Source organism: Paenibacillus agaridevorans, from assembly GCF_003112455.1.
Lineage (GTDB): Bacteria > Bacillota > Bacilli > Paenibacillales > Paenibacillaceae > Pristimantibacillus > Pristimantibacillus agaridevorans.
Genome location: NZ_BDQX01000022.1, coordinates 19,252 through 42,972, shown reverse-complemented (window position 1 = coordinate 42,972; position 23,721 = coordinate 19,252). Strand labels below are relative to the sequence as shown.

Sequence of the window (23,721 nt, the reverse complement as noted above, 5' to 3'; positions counted from 1 at the left end):
GAATCCATTCAATATGCAGCTAGGGTATTTCTGAACGCGTTTATGCGCAACTGCTAGGTGGAAAGAATATCAAATGAGAGGTGAATGATGATAATGTTGAAGAAATTTAATTCTCGCATGTTCCTGTGCATAGTCTTGTGTTGCATGATTTGGATTGCAACCGCTTTCGCGGGAATGGCATCTGCTGAGGATTCACAAGCTCCAGCTTCTGCGGCGCCTTACATCAATTCTGCTAATCTGATTCCCAATCCAGGCTTTGAAGAGGTTTTAAGCGGCAAGCCTGCGAACTGGCTCGTATTCAACACCTCAACCTATCAATCGGCAACGGATTCCGTCTATCGAGGGAATTGGAGCGTCAAGCTCACGAATAACTATCTCGGCAATGGAGTTCGCAGTTCCAAAGTAGCAATAACACCAGGAATCAGCTACACCGCTTCCGTCCAATCGTATAATTTGAGCGGAACGTCGGAGCTCTATCTGGAATATTGGAGCAGCAGCAATAGCAGGGTCGGAGTCAAGTTAGCTTCGCACGCAACGCTCAATGAGTGGGGAGAGATAAAGGTTTCCTTGCAAGCTCCTCCAAATGCGGTTGCAGCAACTTTGCTGTTATATCAGAATGCAAGCAATAAAGGCGTTGCTTATTATGACGAAGCGTCATTAGTGATAGAACCTGCCATTCATGACTTCGCTAGTCTGAATGAGTTGTCTCGTTCTGACGGACTGGAAATCGTTCCTGTCGATCAAGCTTTGCTGTTTAAGGTTGTACAACCTGGACAATTTGCTGAATATGAGTTTCCCGTGACCGGAACGGGTTTATTCGATTTGCGACTTGAAGGGATAAGTTCTCCATTAGGAGGACAAGCGGAGGTATTCCTTGATGGAGCATCGATTGGACAAATGGATTTCTTTGGTCAAGGGAATGACGTCATTGAATTTAAAGCGGCCTTATCGTTATCAGCGGGACTTCATACGATCAAGCTGGTAAGCACAGGGAAACATACGGATTCGGGCGGCTTTGACTTGACTCTGAAGCAACTGAAGGTGTTTCTTGATTTAACGGCTCAGCTTCTACAGGAGGTGAACAGTAAACTTGACAGTGGTCTTGTCTTGCTGGAGGCTGCAGACTCAAAGCTTCTTCCAGGCAACGCAGCCGAGGATCAATATTTGCGACAGCAATCGGCAGAACTTGCAAATCGAATTCAGGTTATGCGAGACATCGCCGAACAGCCGGATATTGAATATGAAGCCGCCAAAGCATTGATTATCGATGCTGATGCGTTAGCATGGGAAATTAAGCGCTTTGCCAACTTTACGGAGGTGAGACAAGCTCGGCCCAATGGCAAGTTTGGCATAGCTACTTCCGATTCAATGAGCCTGGTCTATCCAATAGATCTGCCCTGCCAATGTTCTTCTGCTCCGGCGAGCTTATCGCTTGCACAAGGAGAATATGAGAATATACAAGCCGTTGTGATGCCTTATGGCGAGTCGTTAAACAATGTTGGCGCACAGATTGCAGCTGTAACGGGTCCAGATGATCAACCAGTCTCCCAGTCTTTGTTAGCCGTTACTGCCGCACCGGTTGGTTCTGTCAATGTCAAACCGTCCAGCCTCTATACACTGCCTGGATTGGTTAACAGTCCTGACAATTATTATGGATGGATTCCCGATCCGATTCGTTCGGATCTATCATCGGTGGACATCCCTGTCGGTACGATGCAGTCCTTTTGGCTTGAATTTTATGCAGACAAGCAGCTTGAGCCCGGTACTTACCAAGTAGCGATCGACTTTCAAGCGGAGGGAGCAGAACCTCAAACGCTAAATGTCAGCATCAAGGTCTGGCCATTTGAAATCGAGGATCGTCCGCTGCTTCCAACGTCCTTAACGACAAATCCGCTCAACATATTAGATGTATATGGTCTCAGTAATGAAGATCAAAAAGCGCAAATGTATGAAAAGTATGTTGATTTCCTGGAAACGTTCAAGATAGAGCCGGATAATATTTATCGCTCTACTCCGCCTACGGTAGAGGAGCTTTTAGCGCTTCAGAGCAAATGGGGACTTAAACAATTCAATATAACTTATATTGATCCGCGAACATTCGATCTTGCGCAACCTGCAACATGGCAGCCTAAAATCGATCAAATTATACAAACAATTGGAGATGCAATGACGGAATATGAGGCTGCCGGACTAGCTGACAAAGCATATGTATATGGCTTTGATGAGACGAGGGATCAATATTTCCCTATCGTGCTCAATATTCTTCAGCAGCTTAAAGCGAGTTTTCCGAATTTGCCTATCATGTCTACCATATTCGACGACTCACTCGGTACGAACACTGGATTTGCAGACTATATTGATATCTGGGTGCCGGGCGTGCACAAGATCAATGAAGGCGTGAAGAATGCAGCGCAGCAGCGCGGTGATCAAGTGTACTGGTATATCCATGCTGGAGTCAAGCAGCCTTACCCCAACTGGTTCAATGGGTATTCGCCAAGCGATACGAGAGTTCTCCTCGGTCCGTTGTCGCACAAAAAAGAAGTAGACGGTTTCCTCTATTATAATATCAACCGCTGGCTTGGCCGAGCTCCAATGAGTGATGATATCTTGAGCAGCTGGGATCCGCGAACTTATGCAAATGCGGATGGAGATGGGTCCCTGTATTATCCAGGACCAGACGGACCGCTTGCCTCTCAGCGTATCCAGAACTTCCGGGACGGAATGGAGGATTACAATCTTCTTGACCTATTGAAGAGTCGAATCAGTGATGCGCAAGGGGATCATGTATCGGTTGATCTCCTATCAGATGCCCAGGAGCTGCTTAATGCTAATACAGTAGCTGTGTCACAGACCAATTATACGAAGGATCCCGTTCTCTATCGCCAATGGAGAGAGAGTGTTGCCGCAATGATTGTCATGCTTTCGACGGACACAGGCGAAGGGTCTAGCATCGCAGCGCCGACAAATTTAATTGTTCATCCTGTTTCCGAAGCAAGGCTTGATCTGAGTTGGACAGCCTCTGAAAGCGAGGAAGTTGTGGGCTATAAGATTTATCGCGATGGTGTAGAGATTGGCGCTTCAACAACAACTACATTTATTGATAACCTGGAATTGATGCCTGGAACAACTTACACTTATACGGTAAGAGCACATGACGCAGAAGCCCTTCTGTCGGATGAAAGCAATGCTGTTCAGGGAACAACATTAATGGCGACAGGCGGCATGAGCGGACGATTGTCTGGTCCTGCGCAGGTGTTCCTGAATCGGGAGTTCGTTTTGAAGTTCGGCATCCAGGGATTAGTAGATGGCACTCATGAAGAAGTCAAGGCGATTGACCTTACGATACATTATGATCCGAATCTGTTGGAGTGGAAAGGAGTCAGTCCTTTAATCGAGGGTTTAACGATCATTCCGCAAGAGAGTCCGACAGCGGGAACGATGCGTATCCTTGGCGTTAAGATTGGCGATGTTGTAAATGCCAATAGCGACTGGCTTGAATTACAGTTCAAATCCAAATCATCCGCCGGCCAGGGACAAATCATGGTCGACCAGATTACGATATCCAATCCTGATGGAGATGAATTAGGCTTGAATCCTGCATCTGCGCAAGTAGCGATCATGAGTTATGATCTTAACGGCAACGGAAGCATAAGCATCGGGGATTTAGCTATTTTGGCTGCCGCCTATGGTTCAGTAGCTGGAGACAGTAATTGGAATCCGGCTGCTGATATGAATGTGGATGGTGTCATTGATCTCGATGATCTAGTCTTTTTGGCGTCGCTACTATTGGGTTAATTCATATCAAGCAATCATTTGAGTCGAAAAATAGGGAGGAATGACATGTCATTCCTCCTGATTTTCCATTCACGGGATTCGTTACATCTTGCTTGAGTGATATTGAAGGGAGTTTATCGTCATGAGTTTCCTATCCGTTGTGATGAAGTTTGGGTTAATATGCATTTTAATTTTTCCATTTGCTCCTTCAAGAACTTCCGCAGCAGAATCTCCTGAATTTACATTAACAGCATCTTCTGGGCCTATGAAAACGGGAGATAAGATTACCTACACGCTGGATGCCTATGGACTTCGGGATGCCTACGGCTATGAGTTTTCACTTGAATTCAACAAGGAAGTATTGCAATATGACTCCTTCAGTCCGATCGCGATAAGCGGATTCAGCTTTGTATCTAACCAAGCTGAGATTGCGAGCGGGAAGCTCGTTTTGGTTTCCACCAAGATGGGACAAGGTGGCGGCATAACCGGCTCGGCTTCACTGGCTGCGATTACTTTTACGATTAAGGCGGAAGGAACCGCAGTATTAAAGCTTGTGGAAGCAAAGATCGCAAATTCTCATGCTGTCAGTGAAAGCGCCGTACTCCATCTTGCAAGTCAGGTTGTGATAGGTGGTGGAATGGCACCGCCAGCAGGCAATACGAATTTAAATGGTCCGATTAACCATTCAATCAACCATCAACCTCGCAAAGTAGAGAAACGAGATTGGGAGTACATCCAGGGGGGCATTCAAGTCGGGATGCTGGATGGAGAATCGAAATTGGCTTTGCCTGTCGATATTTCTACACGATTTGATGGTCATATTGTGAGAATTAAGAAGGATTCTGCGACGTTAACGCTGCCCAAAGAAGTTTTGGAAGCGCTTGGGAACTTAGCTAGTTGGGAGCAAGAATCGTATATTGAAATCCAATTAAAGCCTGTAGAAGAGAACATGCCTCCTGTTCCATCAACTAATCATTCAGAGAAGTACAGGATGGTCCTGCCTTTGATGGATTGCAATCTGAGCTTGGTGCTGCAGGATGGTACGGTTAAGAAATTGCCTTCGTTCCCCGTACCCGTTGTACTCTCCTTTTCGCTTAATCAAAATACGGACAAAGATTTATTAGGCATATACCATTACAATGAACAGACTCGAAAATGGGGATATATAAGAAGTACATATTATCCAGCTGAAAATGAGATTTCTGCTTCATTATTTCACTTCAGTCCTTATACCGTAATGGAATATGTGAAATCGTTTGATGATGTTCCAGAGACGAATTGGGTATTCCGAACCCTGCAGATCCTCTCAGCCAAGTATATTGTGAATGGTGTGACAGAAACGGCTTTCCATCCAACTGGCAGCACTACGCGTGCTGAATTCACCGCAATGCTTGTAAGAACGCTTGGTCTTGATTCCGAATCCATTTCACTGCCATTCGATGATGTAGTTGAGGGCGTTTGGTATGAGAAAGATATTGCTGCCGCCTATAAGGCGAAACTAGTCAATGGCGTTTCTGTCAACCGCTTTGCACCTAACGCAAAGATGACAAGGGAAGAGATGGCTGTATTGCTCTTAAGAGCCTATCAATATAAGAATCCTATACAGGAATTATCCGATGAAACCTTATTACTGAGCTTCAAAGACCGGGATGAAATATCGAATTGGGCCAAAAAGGATGTAAGCAGAGCTATCGCCCTGGGCTTAATGCAAGGCAAAGGAAATGGCCGATTTGATCCGAAATCGGATGCTGCCCGCAGTGAGACCGCTAAAGCAATCTATAACTTATTAATGAAATAGTGCTTGAGTAAGTGAAAGATCGGTATAAGATCACTTTTATAGCGATCTTTCCTTATGACCCTGTGTCAGCCAATTGTAAAGGCACAATCTACTATTTCCAAAGGAGGCAAGCTATAATACATAGATAAGCAAATATATAGAGAATAGAGAAAGGAGAACGTGACGCTCATGTTTGCACGACTGCTCTCACGACTCTACTTTATACGCAAAACTTCGTTCAAGCGCAGAATGTTCTTCTATCTGCTTGCCGTTAGTGTTATTCCCGTACTTCTGCTCGGGGGGGCAGCTTCCTGGATAGCTGCGACTACAGTTCAACAGGAAGTAAACCGCAATCATCAAATTATTCTTACACAGATACAGGTGCAGGTGGATGAGTTAGTTAAACGGCTCGATCAAGTGGCTGTTCACTTGGCTAGTGACGAGCTAGTCATCAAAGCCGTTCAATTAGGACCGTCTCTGGATAGTGTCGGCAATGCGATGGAGATGGCGGAAAAAATTCAAAAGCAGCGTAATTATTCGGATATTCCCTTCCATATTGCCTTATGGCTCCGAGATTATCAAAAAGTGTTCACGACTTGGGACGGATTAATCAGCGAGGATGACTTCTCCTCTGCGCGATACATCAATCTGGCGCCAATGAATTTTATTTCGATGACGATTATCCCACCCAATTCCTATCCGAATCAATCAGAATACCTCCTCATTCGGCCAGTTCCAATGTTCGAGGAACATCCGGCTGGCATACTGGTCGTGAGACTCGATCAGAACCACATTACTGACATATTCAAACAGGCAAATCTGGGTAAGCATCGCAAGCTTCTTGTCGTCAATGGAAATGGAACCATTGTGGCTAGCCAACAGCAATCGGAGGTGGGGAGCAAGTTGACATCAACCTCTGAGCTGTATCGATTCTGGAACAATCCCGGCGACATCGGCGAAACACTGGAGTTAGGCGATAAGAAGTATAATCTATCCGCTCAACGATCAACGCTGAACGACTGGACCTATATCGCGCTTACGCCGTCGAAGGAATTGAAGGAGAAATCCAACTACATCCTAAATATGACATGGGGCTTCATTGGCATACTGATTGTTCTGTGGTTGATTGTGGTCTTTATCAGTTCCAACCGATTGTATATTCCCATTCAGCGGTTGACTAGCAAGCTGTCAGGGGGAGCTATGGATGAGAAGGCGCAAACAGGTGACGGGCTGAAGGAGATTGATTCCTATATTCAGCATATGGTTGTGACAAATGATCAGCTTCAATCGGTTATTGGCGTCTTGTTTCCAAGATTTCAAGAATCTTTGCTCCTTGGATTGCTGCGTGGGGAATTATCAGAACAAGAGATATTTTCTCATTCCAAGCTCTCTGAGCTCCCTATTTCCAGCAGTATGTTCTTCGTCTGCTTGGCCGAGATTGATGGTTATTCGGATTTCTCGAATACTTATAATGTGAAGGACCGTTCCTTGCTTCACTTCGCCTTTCGCAAGATGATTGAAGAACAGTTTGCCAATCACTTTGAAGTATTGACTGCTGCTCCGATGCAGGGACAGGTTGCGGCCGTTATCGGGCTTGAACATCCAACAGCAAGTACAGATGAGCAATTGCGAAGAATTGGACGCGATATATTGAAATTTGTCGCGGAATTCTTCTCCTTTGGTGTGTCGCTGGCAATCAGCAGCGCACACAAAGGATATCCGGGCATTCATAAAGCTGGCAAGGAAGCTGAGGGGTTGCTCAGCTATCGTCTGATGCTGGGAACCGGCAGGATGATCGCTCCTGAAGATATTGCGCCTGATTTAAAGCAATCGCGTTATGAAATTGTCAAGCGGCAGAAGCTGATCATTGAGAGTATCTCCGGCGGAGATCTGCAGGCAGCTCGAACGCAGCTAGCGGAGCTCGCAGATACCGTTGTTAATAATGTAAGAGATTCAAATACCGTTCGCGGCTTGTTCTCGCATCTCCTTGGAGAATTGGAATTTCTCATGCAAAGCTTGGGCCATGATACGGTGAAAGAGTTTGAGAGAGATCCCTATCGAGAACTTCATGAAATGACTTCAATTGAAGAGATCGTCAAGTGGTTCGACTGTCAGCTGTTCCCAGAGGTGATTAACCGCCTTCAGTCTCCAGGCAGACAAACGACATTGGTTCATCAGGCCATCTTATATGTACGAGATCATTTGGAATCCGATATTTCGCTCCAACTCGTCGCCGATGAAATTGAAGTTTCCACATCGCATCTAAGCAAGGTATTCAAAGATATAACTGGACAAAATTTCGTTGAATATGTAATTGAATGCCGTATGAAGCTTGCAATGAAGTGGCTGGCGCAGACTGATGTGCCTATTAAGGAAATTGCAGATCGCATCCGATATACCAATGTTCAAAACTTCGCAAGAACCTTTAAACAATACGCCCAGATGCCACCAGGTCAATACCGTAACCGTTTCCGAAGTTGAGCAAAGATAAATGCCTCCTGGTATGTCAGGAGGCATTTATCTTTTCTTGAACCGCATTCGTCATTTCTTGTCTCTATAGGGACCGTAAACTGATTATTGCGTGACAATAAGTCAAGATGAGATAGTTTGATCATCACAAGGAAACACTTTATGCAAACCGTTCAGAAGGGAGGTTATTAGCGATGGAATCACGAACGAATGTTTATTCGGGTCAAGCTAGTATGGAGCGAATAACATGGTGGAACAGGACCCGCAGAAGATGGTGGAAGGATCGTTATTTGTTCTTGATTGCTTTTCCAGGAATCTTATTCTATATCGTATTCAAATATGTGCCTATGTTCGGGCTTTCCCTTGCTTTTCTTGATTTCAATCCGTTTTTAGGGATATCGGGCAGCGAGTGGACAGGCTGGGATAATTTCAGACGAATTATCGATAATCCAGAAGTGTATCGTGTGCTTTGGAACACGCTGCTCATTTCTTTTCTACAAATCTTATTTGCTTTTCCCATTCCGATCTTGCTCGCTGTCATGCTTAATGAGCTGCGCAATGACTTTGTAAAGCGAATGATCCAATCTATTATTTACTTGCCGCACTTTCTATCATGGGTAGTCGTTGTAGGCATATGTTTCATATTCTTTCGTGGAGAAGGCATCATAAACGGTGTTCTCACAGGCTGGTTAGGCCTGGATGCCGTACCTTTTCTAACGGATCCGAGCTTCTTCAAGCCTATGGTGGTTGCCCAAGTCATTTGGAAGGAAGCGGGCTGGGGAACCATCATCTTTCTTGCCTCTCTTGCTGCTGTCAATCCAGAGCTGCATGAATCCGCTACCATTGATGGCGCAGGCCGATTTCAACAAATCTGGCATGTTGTGCTGCCAGCAATCAGGAGTACGATTGTGATTATGCTTATTCTAAGACTCGGCAGTGTTCTTGATTCAGGATTCGAGCAGATTTTCCTTATGCTTAATCCGTTTAACAGAGAAACGGGTGAAGTACTGGACACTTATGTTTTCACGAAAGGAATTGAATCATCTGATTACAGTTTTGCAACGGCAGTTGGTTTATTTAAAGGTGCTGTGGGGCTCATTCTTGTATTATCAGCAAATTCGCTTGCGAAGCGGTTTGGCGAGGAGGGGGTGTATTAGTTCGACCTCCATTTCCAAATTCATAGCCACTGCAAGGAGGTTCCCAAATGATCAAATACAGCTCGACCCGCGATAAGCTGTTTGACTGGACCAATATCGTTTTGCTTGTATTAACAGCTTTAATTATGCTTATTCCATTTTTATATGTCTTCGCGATTTCTTTCTCGACATATAAGGAATTTCTACAAAGTAATTTCATCCTCATTCCGAAAACCTGGACGGTGGAGGCCTATCAATTTATATTTGAATCTCGCGCATTCGTAAGATCGATCGGTGTCACTGTGTATATTACAGTTGTCGGAACATTAGTCAATTTGGCTATGACCGCTTCCTTAGCCTACGCACTCTCTAGAGATATTTGGGCGAAACGTTTGCTGTTATTCTTGGTCTTATTTACGATGCTGTTTTCAGCCGGCATGATCCCTACCTACATGGTGGTAAGAGAAACCGGCTTGTTGAACTCCATATGGGCGCTTATCTTGCCGTCGGCCATTAGTTCCTTCTATTTGATCGTAATGCGCCATTTCTTCTTAGGCATTCCGAAAGAAATAACCGAGGCGGCCATTATTGATGGAGCCAATGATCTTCAGATCGCCTCGCGAATCATTCTTCCATTGTCCAAGCCTGCGCTAGCCGCTTTCAGCTTGTTCTATGCGGTAATTCATTGGAATAATTATTTCTCCGGAATTTTGTACTTGAATACGCCAGAGAAGTGGCCGATCCAAGTGCTTCTTAGACAAATTGTGACGCAGAATGAAGCAAGTGCATCCTTGGCAGATGCACAAGTTTTATTAGAGAATCCGCCTCCGGCGGAAACCGTTCAAATGGCAGCGATTCTGCTGGCAACCGTACCGATTCTTATTCTGTATCCGTTTCTTCAGAAACACTTTGCCAAAGGAGTGATGTTAGGTTCGGTCAAGGGTTAACAATCCTGCAGTTCAGTAAGCAAGGTTGTCTACAAATTGAACGTACAATGAGTGAGAGGGGTAATCCAAATGAAAACGAATTTGAAACTCTTGGCTATGCTAGTTCTCATCACTGCAATCGTGCTCACCGCCGCAGGCTGTTCTTCAAATGGCAACTCGACTACCAACAAGAAGGATGACAACAACGTTGCGAACAGCAATGAGGGCAAGACTGCCGAAAATCCACCTGCAACTGACAGCAACAAAAAAATGACGATTACAGCAATGAAATTTGTTTATGGTAATATTCCGCCATCGGACGGAAAAGGGCTGGAAATGATCAATGAAAAATTCAACATTGAATATAAACCAACCCTGGTTGTGCAATCGGATTATGTGCAGAAGTTGAGCGCGGTCGTCGCATCAGGGAATATTCCAGACATTATTTCGATGGAAGCACCTGACTCTAATTTCTACAAATGGGCCAAACAAGGCGCCTTCTTGCCGCTCAATGATTTCATCAGCCAATATGAAACCTTCAAAAATGTGCCAGAAAACGTATTGAAGACATTTACTGTTGACGGGAATATTTATGCACTTCCGCATTACTTTCCTCTGACGTATACCTCTACGCCAATGATTCGTAAAGATTGGCTTGATAACCTTGGTCTGCAAATGCCTACAAACTATGAAGAATTAAAACAGGTCGCGATCGCTTTTACTACAAATGATCCTGACAAAAACGGACAAAATGACACATACGGTATCGCAATGTCTCAGAATATTAATCCTTCTATGGCGATGGGAGCATATTGGGACCCAGGTGCTTGGTACAACAAAGATGCTCAAGGCAATCTGATTCCTGGAATAATTTCGGATGCTCGTAAGGATGTAATTGCATGGTTTGCTGATTTGTACAAGGCAGGAGCAATCACAAAGGACTTTGCTCTTATGAATTGGGCGAATACAAACAAAGAATTCTATTCAGGCAAAGCAGGGATCTTCATTGCTACTCCACGCGGGATGAGCTCGGAATACATGTCCTCTTTAATTGAAGCTAATCCTAATGTGCAGTTGGAAATGATTCCTCCATTCGTTGCACCGGATGGCTCGCAAGGCTTCTCCTCAAGCAGCGGCTACTACAAGCAAGTTATGCTCAGCGCGAAATTGAAGGATGATCCGGAGAAGGTGAAACGAATTCTCGAGCTGCTGGATTATGGACGCAATTTCTATGCTGCGGATCAGATGACACAGGATAACAAGGATTTTGACTGGATTAATGGACTCTATGGCGTCGGGTACACCATCGAAGATGGTGTAGTCAAGAAGGAGAGTGAAGAAAAAGGTCTAACTCCGGCTGCATACTTCGACGCTATTCCCTGGGCGCCTAATGATGCTGCTAACGGATATTCGAAGCAATATAAAGTACCGCTTCTCTCGGAGCTTACAGCAAAAGCAGAAAAAATGCATGCGGAAACAAAACATTACTTGAATCCTGGTTCGCAGGTTTTCTCCGAAACGCGTGCAGCGAAAAGCACCGATTTGGATAAGAAGTTGTTTGATGACCAGACAAAAATGATCGTAGGCGAAAAACCAATCTCGGATTGGGACCAAATGGTATATGAATGGAAGAATATGGGCGGAGCGAAAATCATTACAGAAATCAATGATGCCGTCAAAGCAGCAAGTATTCAAGGCGAGTGGAAATAAACAATTGAAGCTTGATTGGAGAGGAGGGGATTTCGGTGGAGATGGCTCGCATCGGTATATTGCTAGATAATCGGGCTGCCGCACGAAAATGGGATTTTGGATTAAATGTATTCGAACGTTATGTTGGCGAGATGCTGTCGCATGCCGGAATCCCATTTCAATGGTTTGAAGAGATCGATATGTCGCAGATGAGTTCTTTCGATATGATAATCGTAGCGCTTGCCGATGAGACTGAACAAACACGAAACCAACTTTGGCAGTATGCTGTTTCAGGTGGGATAGTGATATCTTATGCCGAACTGAACGCTTTTGCCGGTAAACTTGGTTGCGAACCATCAAGAATCATTGGAGCTGGCTATGCGCGGATGGGATCTATGTATGAGAAGGCGGAAGCGCTCCGCTTTCTCAGCGCAGAGCCGTGGAGAATCTTGGCCACAACTGACCGATCAACGATTGCTGAATATGGAAGTCTCGTGCATGCCGGAACTGGTCAACAATCTCTAGGTGCAGCTCTCCAGAGCTTCAAAGTAGGCAACGGCTACTTCGAGCGTTGGGCGATAAACATGGCAAGCACGGTCGTCATGCTTCAGCAAGGAACTGGGCCTGTCTTGACAGACGGTGTACCAGCGCCCGATGGAACAGGTCCTGTTAACGATAATCTGCTTAAGGCCGATGATCGCATCGCGCAGGATTGGGAATACGATCGACTCCGTACAGAAACAGGTGCTTCTTACTTTGCCCATCCCTATGCGGATTACTGGCGTGAGCTTATGATCGGCCATCTCATTCGCACAGCAGCTCGCTTGGGCAAGATATTGCCCTTCATTGGATTTTGGCCGGATGGAGTGAAGCATGTAGCGCTGATCTCGCATGATTCTGATCTCAACGAGGATGTGCATGCAGAAGCAACATTAGAGCTTCTTAACGAATGTGATATTCAATCGACCTGGTGCATGCTTGAACCCGGATATTCCCCTTACCTCTATGAAAGATTGCTAGAGGATGGTCATGAGATTGGATTCCACTACAATGCGCTTGAAGCGGATGGCGGGGAGTGGAATAAGGAAGAATTCAGCCGTCAACTCGATTGGTTGAAGCAGGCTTCGGGAATAGAGACATGCTGCTCGAACAAAAATCATTATACTCGATTTGAAGGTTGGTCTGAGCTCTTCTCTTGGTGCGAAAATAACGGTTTGCAGCTAGATCAGACAAGAGGTCCCAGCAAGAAAGGGAATGTCGGATTTTTGTTTGGAACCTGCCAGCCATACTTTCCTATCGCATGGTCGAACGAGTCGAACCGTATGATTGATGTTGTCGAGCTGGGATTTTTAACGCAAGATTTGGATGTTTCTTCCATATGGGCGGATAGCAGCATTATTAACCCGATATTGGATGGGGTATGCAAGGTTGGAGGAGTTGCGCACTTCCTCTATCATCAGGCTCATATCCAAACGAAAGAGCCCGTGCGGAGGTCCTTTAGAAAGCTCGTGGAGGAAGCGAGAAAGCGGGATTTCAAGTTCTGGACGGGGGAACAGATTAATGATTGGTATCGCTCGCGACGGGAGCTTCGAATTGAATCATTGAATGAACATGGTTTAGCGGTAGTAAGAGGGCGAGAGCAATTACAAGCTGCAGTTGTCTGGATTCCAGTTATCATGTCCGAGGATGCTCAGGATGACAGTAACACGGATATACATTACGGCGTCAAGTGCAAAAAACAGCTTGTCGTCGTAGAAAATGAACAATCAACGATGACAACCTAAGCTTGTATCGAATGAACAAATGCGTACAGAGGTCATTTCACTTTGTGCGCTTTTTTCTACCGGCTAATTGGATCAAATCAACGTAAACAATTGAATTCACAGAGACTGAAGAATCAGGTCCCTAGTCATAAGGAGGACATATACATGAGCTCGAACAGTGATGTAACGGATTCGCAGCAAACTCTCGCGATTTTCGGCGGGCAAAAGGTAAAGAATACACCATTTGGCACAGGGAAGCGATTTGGCGATGAGGAAGTGAAAGAGCTTATTGAAGCATTGGAGCAGAATACGTTGTTCTATCATTCGGGGACGAAAGTCAAAACCTTCCTGAATGATTTCAATCATCTCTATGGAATAAAGCATAGCGTTGCAGTTTCGTCAGGAACAGCAGCTATACATGTAGCCTTGGGCGCTGCAGGCATTACGGTTGGGGATGAAGTTATCACTAGCCCTATTACAGATCAAGGTACTTTAGTTGGAATCTTGTATCAAAATGCGATTCCGATATTTGCCGATCTTGACTCAAATACGTATAATCTGGACCCGAAATCGATTGAATCCAGAATTAGCTCAAGAACGAAAGCTATTCTTGTTGTTCATTTGGCAGGGAATGCATGTGACATGGATCCGATCATGGAGATTGCCCGAAAATATGGACTTAAGGTGATTGAAGACTGCGCTCAGAGTTATCTTACTCGTTACAAGGGCCGACTTGTAGGTACAATTGGTGATTATGGCTGTTTCAGTACGAATGATTTCAAGCATATTTCAACTGGCGACGGTGGAATTGTAACCATAAATTCCGGTGACGAGCAACAATTCCGGAAAGTGCATGCATTCGCTGACAAAAACTATGAAAGATTCGGAGGCAGCGTCTCTCGTGATTTGCAGCTGCTTGCACCGAATTATCGTATGACAGAACTTCAAGGAGCGGTTGGAATTGCCCAGCTCAAGAAGCTTACAGATATATGTGAGAAGCGCAGCCGCTATGGAAACTTGATATCAGAGGGCATAGCAACTCTTCCCGGCATTAAGGCCCACAAGGTTGAGGAAGGAAATGAATGCACCTATTGGTTCTATATGCTGAGGCTTGATGAAGATGAATTGAATTGCTCGAGAGAGGACTTCTCGAAAGCTCTGGCAGCCGAAGGCATACCGAATCAACCCGGCTATATTCCCGATGTGGTTTATATGCAGCCGTTATTCCAACAACGTCATGCTTATCCTGATAGTACATTCCCATTTGATATAACTGGCGTCACTTATGAACGAGGTATTTGTCCGAATGCGGAGGCGATTTTGCAAACGGCTGTACGGATCGCCGTTAATGAATTTTTTACCGAACAGGATATTGATGAGATCATTCAAGCGATTCGAAAAGTATCCATGCATTACGCAAAGCAAGCTTATGAAAGAACCATTTGATCAGATGGGCAAAAGCCAAAGGAACAGGAAATTAGTGTGAGTCCGAAGTATCTGCGTTACAAGATACAAGCGCACGGGAAACTCAGGAGCGAGGAAGGGTATACGCTGTCCCTGAGATTCCGGCGTTGTCCGCTCCGAGGTCTGCCGAAAGTAAGCCTTGAGGTCGGGTGACTTCGCTCGCCCAATCTGCTCGAGAAGGAGGCAATAGATCAAAAATCAGAAATCAAAAATGGAGATGCAGGGATAACTTCCCGCATCTCCATTTCCTTTTTCGACCAGTTCCCGCCAAGCGAGCATTGATACTTTTGAGACAGCCTTGTCTTAAATGGCCTGCTTATAACCAGCTATCTCTTTTCCAATCGGCTGCTTAGGAGGTGGTGAAGGCGGTTCGCGAGCTCATCAGCATTTCTCCACCCAGTCTCGCATCGTCGTGCGAATTGCTGCTTGCTCACAACGGCGGCAAGCATAGACGTGTCGCACTTGCTCGACGACTTTCACTTCCGCCTGAATTGACAGAATGGCAGCAGAAGCGGTCGGCCTTAATTCGCCCAGTCGGCGCGAATCGTATAGAGGGCTGGACCCATGACAACAGACAGAGAGGATGAAGGTTAATGGACCCTATTATTATAACCGAAGAGGAGATGGTGTTGGAGACGGAGGAGTTCTCTAACGTATATCCCATTCTTATAAATCAAATTGATCATATTGAACAGTTGCGGGGGAAGCTCAACGACTTCCAACTGATGCTGGCCGTCTCGCGAGCAAAGGACGCCATGTCGATCTTGGGGTGGGAACGCCGGCAAACGGTGAATGCGATTCTGGAAAGATATGCGGGCATCTATCGGGAGTATGGCAGAGACAAGGCGGACGGTTGGGTACTAGCGACCTTTGGCTTCGTGCTCTTAGCGGGAGATGAGGGGGAGGAGAACGATGACGACAATGCGTTTCTAGAACAATCTGAAGCGACGGAGCGTCTTGAGCATGGCGATGAGGCGGAAGAACAAATAGAACAAGAAGAAAATGATCAAGAAGTCCAAGAAGTTCAAGAAGACCATGAACAAGAGAAGTTTATTCGTTTCACCATGCAGGAAATTTCCAGTCTGATCGCCGTCAAGGAGGCGGAGCTGCTCCAGCTCTATCGGGAATTCTATCGGTTGTCCAAGCCGAATTCCTGACAGCATCCGCCTACCTTCCGCTATGAACCCGCTATCTCTTCACGGCTGCAATCCGGATGCGCCGGTAGTCGGCGATCCATTCGCCGTCGCGGAACAGATGAGGGGCAAGATCATTAACGCATCGCGTAATAATGGCGTTCCGCTCTTCTTCCCGAAAGCCTTGCAGCAGCGGTCCCGCGAAGGCGCGCAGCCAATTGCGCATGCCTTCATCGCCGCTGCCGAGCGGGGTAGGACGATCATACAGCTCTGCGTAACGAACCTCGAAGCCTTGGTTCTCCAGCAGTGGGGCGTATTCGCCAACTGTGGGGAAATACCACGGAAACCGAGCCCTCCAATCCACGCGAGCCAGCTCCAGCTGCGCCGTCAGAGCCGCAATAATGGTACCGACATTGCCGCTGCCTCCGAATTCGGCGACGAATCTACCGCCTGGCCGAAGCGCTTGCCATACGGAGGAGATCACTTCCTGCGGTTTCAGCATCCAATGCAACGCAGCATTCGAGAATACGGCGTCGTACGGCTGTTCGCCCGCCTCTAATCGGAACTGCTCCCCGTCGGCTACGCGGAACGACAGTTCGGGGTATTTGCTCCTGGCGGCTTTAATCATATCCTCCGAGTAGTCGAGACCGACGCAAGCCGCGCCGGTATTCGCGATCTCTTGCGCAAGATCTCCCGTTCCGCAGCCAAGATCGATGATGCGTTCTCCTTGCTCCGGCTTTAGCAGCTCGATTAGTCCTTTACCCAGCCTCGATACGAATCCGATTCGATCGTCGTAATGTTTGGCATCCCATGCCTGGCCCTTCTCCGCCTGCCCCATATTTGCTCATCCTTTCCGTCTTTGATGTCTCTTATTATCTGCCTGCTTATGGCTAAGGGGAAATAGTTATTCGGAATGATCTTATAGGTAAAACGAATAAAGATAAGACTCTTTATTGAGAGAAAGAAAGGACTTCGCCACTTACTTAGTAGTTACTCAGTAGCCGTCGGAGGTTAACGTCGTCCGGCCTCTTTTTGGTTGGAGCAACAGTTATTGGAGAGCATTCACGAAATGGTCATGATTATGGAAAAGGTTAACACGTTTGCGCGATTGGGTCGGGTTACTTTCAAAACGGAAAGAAGTCCATAAAACATATCACGATCGAATCCACATCTTGTCAAGCCAATTAGATAGAATGATACAAGAATCCCATTATCTATGTGAATCATCAACAAAGTGAATCATTCGCATTGTCTCATTAATTCCATTATGAAATTAAGTTTAATTTAGTTCTAAAATGATTATATTTGAGCCAATAATATCGAAAATTCCGTCGTTGACAAGATCTATATCGTGTATTACGATTTCATCTATCTACTAATCCAACAAAACAGCTATGAATTATTGGTTTTAGCTTTTTCGGATGAAATAGGTTATCTCACATAGGATCGGGGTTGACAGAAGAATGACGAAGAACAGAAAAAGATGGGTGCAAGTATTAACGGTGGTCTTGTTGCTGGCAATCGCAACGGCTTGCTCCAAAGAAAACACACCATCTCCTTCGGCCACGGCCGCAAACGGAGGTCAGCAGTCGGAAGCGACGGCGGCGCCGGAGGAGAAAACATATCGCGATTCGCTTAACGTTGCATTGACGGCGCAGCCTCCGACATTGGATACGGCCATGACGGTATCCGCGGTGGCGCTCGATACGGCAGGGAATATTTTCGAACAATTGTACACGCTGAACGCGAATTACGAGCCCGTTCCCGTTCTTGCGGAGTCGGTGGAAATCAGCGAGGATGGTTTGACGTATACATTCCCTCTCCGCCAGGGAATCAAGTTCCATAACGGCAAGGAGCTGCTCGCCGAAGACGTGGTCGCGTCGATGAACCGTTGGCTGACGACATCTTCCCGCGCGAAGGTGCTGTTGACGAATGCCAAGTTCGAAGAAGTTGATCCGCATACGGTGAAGCTGACGGTGGAGACGGCTACTTCAGACGTACTCATTCTGATCGCATCGCAAGCCCAGTTCCCGTCGATCACGACGAAGGAAATCATCGATAACGCGCCTGCGGAGGGCATCACCGAATACGTGGGCACGGGTCCTTACAAATTCCAGGAGTGGAAGCAGGACCAATATATTCATCTGGTCAAATACGCGGATTACCAATCGCCCGAAGGCGAAGCAAGCGGCTTCGCGGGCAAGAAGGAAGCTCCGACGGAGAACCTGTACTTCCACTTCGTGACGGATCATGCCACGAGGATCGCGGGCGTTAAGACGGGCCAATACGACGTAGCCGACAGCATTCCGCTGGAGAGCTACGACGAGCTTGCTGCGGTCGAGGATCTGGAGCTGCAGTCCTTCCCGGGCGGCGCGCTGACGGCGTTCTTGAACACATCGGAAGGTCTGCTGGCCGACGTGAAGATCCGCCAAGCGCTTCTGGCCGCATTCAACAACGAAGAAATCCTGCTGGCGAGCTTTGCCAAGCCGGAACTGTATTCGCTGGCGCCGGGTTACCTGAATACGAACCAAACTTCGTGGTCGAACGAGGCCGGAGCGGAATACTACAACCAGTCGAATCCGGAGAAAGCCAAGCAGCTATTGGCCGAAGCGGGCTATAACGGCGAAGAAATCACTTTGCTGACGACGAAGGATTATAACGAGATGTACACGGCAACGCTCGTCATCCAGGAGCAACTGCGCCAGATCGGCGTGAACGTCAAGGTAGAGAACTTCGATTTCCCTACCTTCCTGGAGACAAAGGACGACCGGACGAAGTGGGATATTTTCGTAGCAAGCACGGGCTATCAATTGACGCCTCCGCAGCTGCTCGCGGTTAACCCCGACTGGGCGGGCTTGAACGACGACACCGTGAAGCAGGCGCTAAAGGACATTCGCAGCGCGGCGACGCAGGAAGCGGCAAAACAGGAATGGGAGAAGCTGCAAGGTTATCTCTACGAAATCGCGTCTTCGACCGTTATCGGACATTACAATGGCATCGTGGCCGTCAACAAGGCGCTGGAAGGCTTCGAATTGTTCGAGGCTCCGGTCGTATGGAACGCCAAGCTGGAACAATAAAGTCGGGAAGAGGGTGTTCGAAGTCGCCGGCGGCTGGAACGCCCTCTGCCGTTCATTAAAGCGCAAATGAGGGAATCAAGTGCTGGCTTACGTCGCTAAAAGGTTGTTGTCGCTCGTTCCTGTCCTGTTCGTCGTCACGATCGTGCTGTTTCTGATCATCCACGTGACGCCCGGGGGACCGGCCGCATCCATTCTTGGATTGGAGGCATCCGGGGAGGAGATCGCCGAGCTCAACCAGGAGCTCGGACTCGACCGTCCCATCGCCTTGCAATACGTCAGTTGGGTCGGAAAAGTGCTCAGAGGCGACTTGGGGAATTCCATCTTCATGAACCAGTCCGTCGCGCAGGCGATCCGGGAGCATGCCGGTCCCACGCTTTCGCTGGCGATTATCGCCCAATTCATCGCCATCGCGCTGGCGATTCCTTTCGGCATATGGGCCGCGTACAAACGGGGCACCGCCGCCGATTTCACGCTTATGGGCATCTCCTTGCTCGGCATGGCCGTTCCCGGTTTTTTGCTGGGGTTGTTCCTGATGCTGCTCTTCGGCGTCCATCTGCAATGGTTGCCGGTCGCGGGATACAAGGAGCTGAGCGCGGGATTCTGGGAGCATGTGAAACATCTGATCTTGCCGGGACTGTCTCTCGGGACGATCCAAGCGGCGCTCATTACGCGCATGACCCGTTCTTCCATGCTGGACGTGCTGAATTTGAATTATATCAAGACGGCGCGATCCAAAGGCTTAAGGGAGTCCGGCGTGTTGCTCAAGCATGCGTTCCGCAACGCGTTCCTGCCCATCCTGACCGTGCTGGGTCAAACGTTCGGCACTTTGGTCACGGGCGCCGTTGTGGTGGAGAGCATCTTCAACATTCCGGGTCTCGGCCAATTGATCCTGAATTCCATCGCGCGCAGGGATTATTCTGTTATTCAAGGCGTCGTGCTGGTCGCGACGCTCCTGTACGTGGGCATTAATCTGATCATCGATTTGCTGTACGGCGCCGTGGATCCTCGCGTGCGGCTGGACCGCAAATAGGGGGAGAAGCAACTGGAGACGACGGAAAGCAAGACATCTATAGCGGAATTGAGCAGAGCGATGCGCAGGGAGCAGAGGTCCTTGGCCATCCGCAGAATCGGCGGCAGCCCGGCGTTCGTCGCGGGAGCCGCGATCTTCCTTCTGCTGGCGGCGCTGGCGTTGTTCGCGCCATGGCTGACGTCCTACGGTCCTTACGATATGAAAGTGACGGAGCGGCTTAACGCGCCAAGCGGCACTCATCTGCTGGGGACGGACGAGTTTGGCCGCGATCTTCTCACTCGCCTGATGTACGGCGCGAGAGTGTCGATCGGCGTAGGGCTTGTCGTGGCGTTGCTGTCTTCGCTGCTGGGATTGCTGATCGGCGTTTATGCCGCCTATTACAAAACGCTGGACCACGTGCTGATGCGCATCTGCGACGGCCTGGTGGCCATTCCCGGCATTCTGCTCGCGATTGCGCTTATGGCGGCGCTGGGGGCGTCGGCGCTGAACGTGGTCATCGCGCTCACGATCGTGTTTACGCCCAATATCGCCCGGGTCGTAAGGTCGAGCGCGCTCATCGTTAAGGAACAGACCTATATTGAAGCCATGCGAGCGCAAGGAGCGGGCGATCTTCGAATCATCTGGCGTCATATCGTGCCCAATACGCTGTCGCCGCTGCTGGTGCAGGCTTCCTTTGTATTCGCGGAAGCCATTATCTCGGAGGCCGCGCTCAGCTTCCTGGGCGCGGGCGTTCCGGCTCCCGAGCCGAGCTGGGGCAACATCCTTCAAGCGAGCAAGCTCGTCATTTACAAGGCTTGGTGGATGGTCGTCTTCCCCGGCGCCATCATCGTGCTGTCGGTGCTGAGCCTCAATCTGCTTGGCGACGGGCTGAGGGACTGGCTGGACCCCCGGGTGAAGGGGAAACGAACTTAAACCGCGCGAGCGGACAAAGGAGAGGGGACGCATGCCGACGCCGCTGCTTGCCATCAATCAACTGAAAACCCACTTCCATACGGAGCGCGGCAAAGTAACCGCCGTTAACGGCGTAAGCTTCTCCGTGAAGCAAGGCGAAATTATAGGAATCGTCGGAGAGTCCGGCTGCGGGAAAAGCGTCATGTCGCAATCCATCGTCCGGCTGCTGGACCATACCGACGACATCAGCTACGAGGGGGAGGTCCTGTTCGACGGAAGGGATTTGCTGCGGCTGTCCCCGGCGGAGCTGAGAGCCGTTCGCGGCAACGACATCGCGATCGTCTTTCAGGATCCGCAGGCCTCGCTTAATCCGGTGTACACGATCGGAGAACAGATCGGGGAAGTCATCCGTCTGCATCAGGGACTGTCCAAGAAGCAAGCCCGGCAGAGAACGATCGACATGCTGCGTCTGACGGGCATACCTTCGCCGGAAGTCCGCGTCGACGATTATCCTCACGAGCTTTCTGGCGGGATGCAGCAGCGGGCCATGATCGCGATGGCTCTCTCCTGCGAGCCGCGCCTGCTGATCGCCGACGAACCAACGACGGCGCTCGACGTCACGATACAAGCCCAAATATTGGATTTGATCGTATCGCTGAACGAGCGGCTGGGGATGGGCGTGTTATTCATTACGCACGATCTGGGCGTCGTCGCGGAGATCTGCACCGGGGTCAAGGTGATGTATCTGGGGCAGATCGTCGAAGAAACGACGACGGAACGGCTTTTCGAGTCTCCGCTGCATCCGTACACGCAAGGGCTGATCGCGTCCATCCCCAGATTGGACGGAGACAGACGTGAGAAGCTCCATGTCATCGAGGGTTCCGTGCCTTCGCTGGCGAACGCGCCGAAGGGCTGCGGCTTCTCCACGCGTTGTCCTTACGCGGACGGGAAGTGCCGCGAGACGGAGCCCCCTTTGCGGCAGCACCGAAGCGATCACGGCGTGAAGTGCTGGCATTACGAAGCCATTGCCGAAGGCTGGAGAGAGGAGGCGGCAGGCCATGGTCGATAACGGCGCGGTCGAACCGAAGGTTCTTCTGGATGTGCAAGGCCTGGAGAAGAAGTTCCCCGTCTACGGGCCGTTCGGGAAGTGGCTGGGAACGAGCTCGCACGTCCATGCGGTGACCGATGTATCGTTCCGTTTGCACGAAGGGGAGACTTACGGCTTGGTAGGAGAATCCGGCTCGGGTAAAAGCACGACGGGAAGAACGGTGCTGGGACTTCTCCCCCCGACGGGCGGACAGGTCCGTTACAGGGATCGGAATCTGGTCGAGCTGTCCAAGGCAGAGATGAACAAACTTCGCAAGGAGATCCAGCTGGTATTCCAGGACACGTATTCATCGCTGAATCCTCGCAAGCGGATCGGCTCGATTCTGGAAGAACCGCTTATCATTCATAAGCTAGGAGACAAGGCGGAGCGACGCCGGCGAGTCTTCGACATTCTGCGTACCGTGGGGCTCCAGCCGGAGCATTATTACCGGTATCCGCATGAGTTTTCGGGCGGCCAGCGCCAGCGGCTGGGACTGGCCCGTGCCTTGATCCTGAATCCCAAGCTGATGATTTGCGACGAACCGGTGTCCGCGCTCGACGTCTCCATTCAATCGCAAATTCTGAACATGCTGCGCGACCTGCAGAGGGAGCTTGGGCTGACGCTCCTTTTCATCACGCACGACATCGGCGTCGTTCGTTATATTTCCGACCGGATCGGCATTATGTACTTGGGCCGAATCGTGGAAGAGGCTCCGACGGAAGCGCTGTTCGATCGGCCGCTTCACCCATACACCCGGGCCTTGTTCTCCGCCGTGCCCGACTTTGCGCGCAAGACGCTGAAGAAGCGCGTTATTCTGCAAGGGGAAATTCCTTCCCCGCTTTCGCCGCCGTCGGGGTGCGTGTTCCATACGCGATGCCCGCATGCGACCGAGACCTGCCGGAGCGAGGTGCCGGAGCTACGGGAGCTTGGCGAGGGGCGACGGGTAGCCTGCCATCTGGCTTGAGCGGATTAATCATACACAATGGGAGAGAGTAACGATGACAACGATCAAAGTAACCGACGGTCAAGATCACATTTTTAACGATGCCGGACTTCAATTAATCGGCAGCCGGTCTCCCAACTCGGAGGGGCTGTCGCCGCGGGAGCTGCTGGAAGCATCGCTGGCGTTATGCGTATCCATTTCTCTGCAGAAAATCATGGATTACGATGGCGTCGACTACGACCGCAACGAAATCCTGATCGAAGTTTCGGCGACGAAGCCGGAGGATAAAAGCAATCGCTTCAGCGATTTCAAAGTTACGGTAACTCTTCCTTCCGGTCTGGACGGGGCTTACAAGGAGAAGCTGAAGTCGGTGACGGAGCGGGCTTGCACCATCGGCAATACGCTTCGCGCGGGAGCGGTTGTCGAGTTGGTTGAGGTTTAGGATTTGAATACGACGGCGGCATGGGGGAAATCCTCGTGTCGCTTTTTTGTATGCTCTATATTGCCGAGAGCCTGGCCGAATTGACGCGGAAGGCAGGTTTCGTTAGGATAAAACGATACG

Annotated in this window: 16 protein-coding genes; 15 read left to right on the top strand and 1 reads right to left on the bottom strand. The window is 48.9% G+C overall.

Features of this window, described 5'->3' with window-relative positions; all coding sequences use genetic code 11:
* Positions 1-567 precede the first annotated feature (567 nt).
* From PAT3040_RS01415 to PAT3040_RS01375, 9 genes are all read left to right on the top strand, one after another.
* Positions 568-3,795: a glycoside hydrolase domain-containing protein gene (locus PAT3040_RS01415; protein ID WP_181376385.1), complete on the top strand. Its 3,228-nt coding sequence runs from the start codon at positions 568-570 to the stop codon at positions 3,793-3,795.
* Between the two features lie 121 nt (positions 3,796-3,916).
* On the top strand, positions 3,917-5,572 hold the full coding sequence (locus PAT3040_RS01410) for an S-layer homology domain-containing protein (protein WP_108991239.1): 1,656 nt from the start codon (positions 3,917-3,919) through the stop codon (positions 5,570-5,572).
* A 168-nt stretch (positions 5,573-5,740) separates the two neighbouring features.
* Positions 5,741-8,032, top strand: coding sequence for an AraC family transcriptional regulator (locus tag PAT3040_RS01405; RefSeq protein ID WP_108991238.1), 2,292 nt, complete (start codon positions 5,741-5,743; stop codon positions 8,030-8,032).
* Between the two features lie 221 nt (positions 8,033-8,253).
* Positions 8,254-9,177 (top strand): ABC transporter permease, encoded by a 924-nt coding sequence (locus PAT3040_RS01400; protein WP_258234780.1) that lies wholly within the window; start codon positions 8,254-8,256, stop codon positions 9,175-9,177.
* Positions 9,178-9,224: 47 nt separating this feature from the next.
* On the top strand, positions 9,225-10,103 hold the full coding sequence (locus tag PAT3040_RS01395; RefSeq protein WP_108991236.1) for a carbohydrate ABC transporter permease: 879 nt from the start codon (positions 9,225-9,227) through the stop codon (positions 10,101-10,103).
* A gap of 69 nt (positions 10,104-10,172) precedes the next feature.
* Positions 10,173-11,792, top strand: coding sequence for an extracellular solute-binding protein (locus PAT3040_RS01390; protein WP_258234779.1), 1,620 nt, complete (start codon positions 10,173-10,175; stop codon positions 11,790-11,792).
* Between the two features lie 131 nt (positions 11,793-11,923).
* On the top strand, positions 11,924-13,555 hold the full coding sequence (locus tag PAT3040_RS01385) for a polysaccharide deacetylase family protein (RefSeq protein ID WP_181376384.1): 1,632 nt from the start codon (positions 11,924-11,926) through the stop codon (positions 13,553-13,555).
* Positions 13,556-13,699: 144 nt separating this feature from the next.
* Positions 13,700-14,980 carry a DegT/DnrJ/EryC1/StrS family aminotransferase gene (locus PAT3040_RS01380; RefSeq protein ID WP_108991234.1) on the top strand — a complete coding sequence of 427 codons (1,281 nt, stop codon included), beginning with the start codon at positions 13,700-13,702 and terminating at the stop codon, positions 14,978-14,980.
* A gap of 611 nt (positions 14,981-15,591) precedes the next feature.
* Positions 15,592-16,155, top strand: a complete 564-nt coding sequence (locus PAT3040_RS01375) for a hypothetical protein (RefSeq protein ID WP_108991233.1) — start codon at positions 15,592-15,594, stop codon at positions 16,153-16,155.
* Positions 16,156-16,186: 31 nt separating this feature from the next.
* On the opposite strand, the gene PAT3040_RS01370 is transcribed toward PAT3040_RS01375, so the two are convergent.
* Entirely contained in the window at positions 16,187-16,969 is a 783-nt protein-coding gene (locus tag PAT3040_RS01370) for a class I SAM-dependent methyltransferase (protein WP_108991232.1), read from the bottom strand.
* Positions 16,970-17,594: 625 nt separating this feature from the next.
* On the opposite strand from PAT3040_RS01370, the gene PAT3040_RS01365 reads away from it, so the two are divergent.
* The 6 genes from PAT3040_RS01365 to PAT3040_RS01340 all read left to right on the top strand — a co-directional run bounded on the left by PAT3040_RS01365 (position 17,595) and on the right by PAT3040_RS01340 (position 23,601).
* Positions 17,595-19,208, top strand: coding sequence for an ABC transporter substrate-binding protein (locus PAT3040_RS01365; RefSeq protein ID WP_108991231.1), 1,614 nt, complete (start codon positions 17,595-17,597; stop codon positions 19,206-19,208).
* Between the two features lie 79 nt (positions 19,209-19,287).
* Positions 19,288-20,238 carry an ABC transporter permease gene (locus PAT3040_RS01360; protein WP_108991230.1) on the top strand — a complete coding sequence of 317 codons (951 nt, stop codon included), beginning with the start codon at positions 19,288-19,290 and terminating at the stop codon, positions 20,236-20,238.
* Positions 20,239-20,298: 60 nt separating this feature from the next.
* Positions 20,299-21,150: an ABC transporter permease gene (locus PAT3040_RS01355; RefSeq protein ID WP_108991241.1), complete on the top strand. Its 852-nt coding sequence runs from the start codon at positions 20,299-20,301 to the stop codon at positions 21,148-21,150.
* A gap of 31 nt (positions 21,151-21,181) precedes the next feature.
* On the top strand, positions 21,182-22,198 hold the full coding sequence (locus PAT3040_RS01350) for an ABC transporter ATP-binding protein (protein WP_108991229.1): 1,017 nt from the start codon (positions 21,182-21,184) through the stop codon (positions 22,196-22,198).
* A complete protein-coding gene (locus PAT3040_RS01345) occupies positions 22,188-23,180 on the top strand; it encodes an ABC transporter ATP-binding protein (protein WP_087572233.1) in 993 nt (330 codons plus the stop codon). Before PAT3040_RS01350 ends, PAT3040_RS01345 begins: the two co-directional genes overlap by 11 nt.
* A gap of 34 nt (positions 23,181-23,214) precedes the next feature.
* Entirely contained in the window at positions 23,215-23,601 is a 387-nt protein-coding gene (locus tag PAT3040_RS01340; RefSeq protein ID WP_087572234.1) for an OsmC family protein, read from the top strand.
* Positions 23,602-23,721 lie beyond the last annotated feature (120 nt).

Excerpts from the sequence above, each read along its gene's own strand:
- PAT3040_RS01410 (WP_108991239.1), top strand. The coding sequence starts at position 3,917 with ATGAGTTTCCTATCCGTTGTGATGAAGTTTGGGTTAATATGCATTTTA.
- PAT3040_RS01405 (WP_108991238.1), top strand. The coding sequence starts at position 5,741 with ATGTTTGCACGACTGCTCTCACGACTCTACTTTATACGCAAAACTTCG.
- PAT3040_RS01400 (WP_258234780.1), top strand. The coding sequence starts at position 8,254 with ATGGAGCGAATAACATGGTGGAACAGGACCCGCAGAAGATGGTGGAAG.
- PAT3040_RS01395 (WP_108991236.1), top strand. The coding sequence starts at position 9,225 with ATGATCAAATACAGCTCGACCCGCGATAAGCTGTTTGACTGGACCAAT.
- PAT3040_RS01390 (WP_258234779.1), top strand. The coding sequence starts at position 10,173 with ATGAAAACGAATTTGAAACTCTTGGCTATGCTAGTTCTCATCACTGCA.
- PAT3040_RS01385 (WP_181376384.1), top strand. The coding sequence starts at position 11,924 with ATGCTGTCGCATGCCGGAATCCCATTTCAATGGTTTGAAGAGATCGAT.
- PAT3040_RS01380 (WP_108991234.1), top strand. The coding sequence starts at position 13,700 with ATGAGCTCGAACAGTGATGTAACGGATTCGCAGCAAACTCTCGCGATT.
- PAT3040_RS01375 (WP_108991233.1), top strand. The coding sequence starts at position 15,592 with ATGGACCCTATTATTATAACCGAAGAGGAGATGGTGTTGGAGACGGAG.
- PAT3040_RS01370 (WP_108991232.1), bottom strand. The coding sequence starts at position 16,969 with ATGGGGCAGGCGGAGAAGGGCCAGGCATGGGATGCCAAACATTACGAC.
- PAT3040_RS01365 (WP_108991231.1), top strand. The coding sequence starts at position 17,595 with ATGACGAAGAACAGAAAAAGATGGGTGCAAGTATTAACGGTGGTCTTG.
- PAT3040_RS01355 (WP_108991241.1), top strand. The coding sequence starts at position 20,299 with ATGCGCAGGGAGCAGAGGTCCTTGGCCATCCGCAGAATCGGCGGCAGC.
- PAT3040_RS01350 (WP_108991229.1), top strand. The coding sequence starts at position 21,182 with ATGCCGACGCCGCTGCTTGCCATCAATCAACTGAAAACCCACTTCCAT.
- PAT3040_RS01345 (WP_087572233.1), top strand. The coding sequence starts at position 22,188 with ATGGTCGATAACGGCGCGGTCGAACCGAAGGTTCTTCTGGATGTGCAA.
- PAT3040_RS01340 (WP_087572234.1), top strand. The coding sequence starts at position 23,215 with ATGACAACGATCAAAGTAACCGACGGTCAAGATCACATTTTTAACGAT.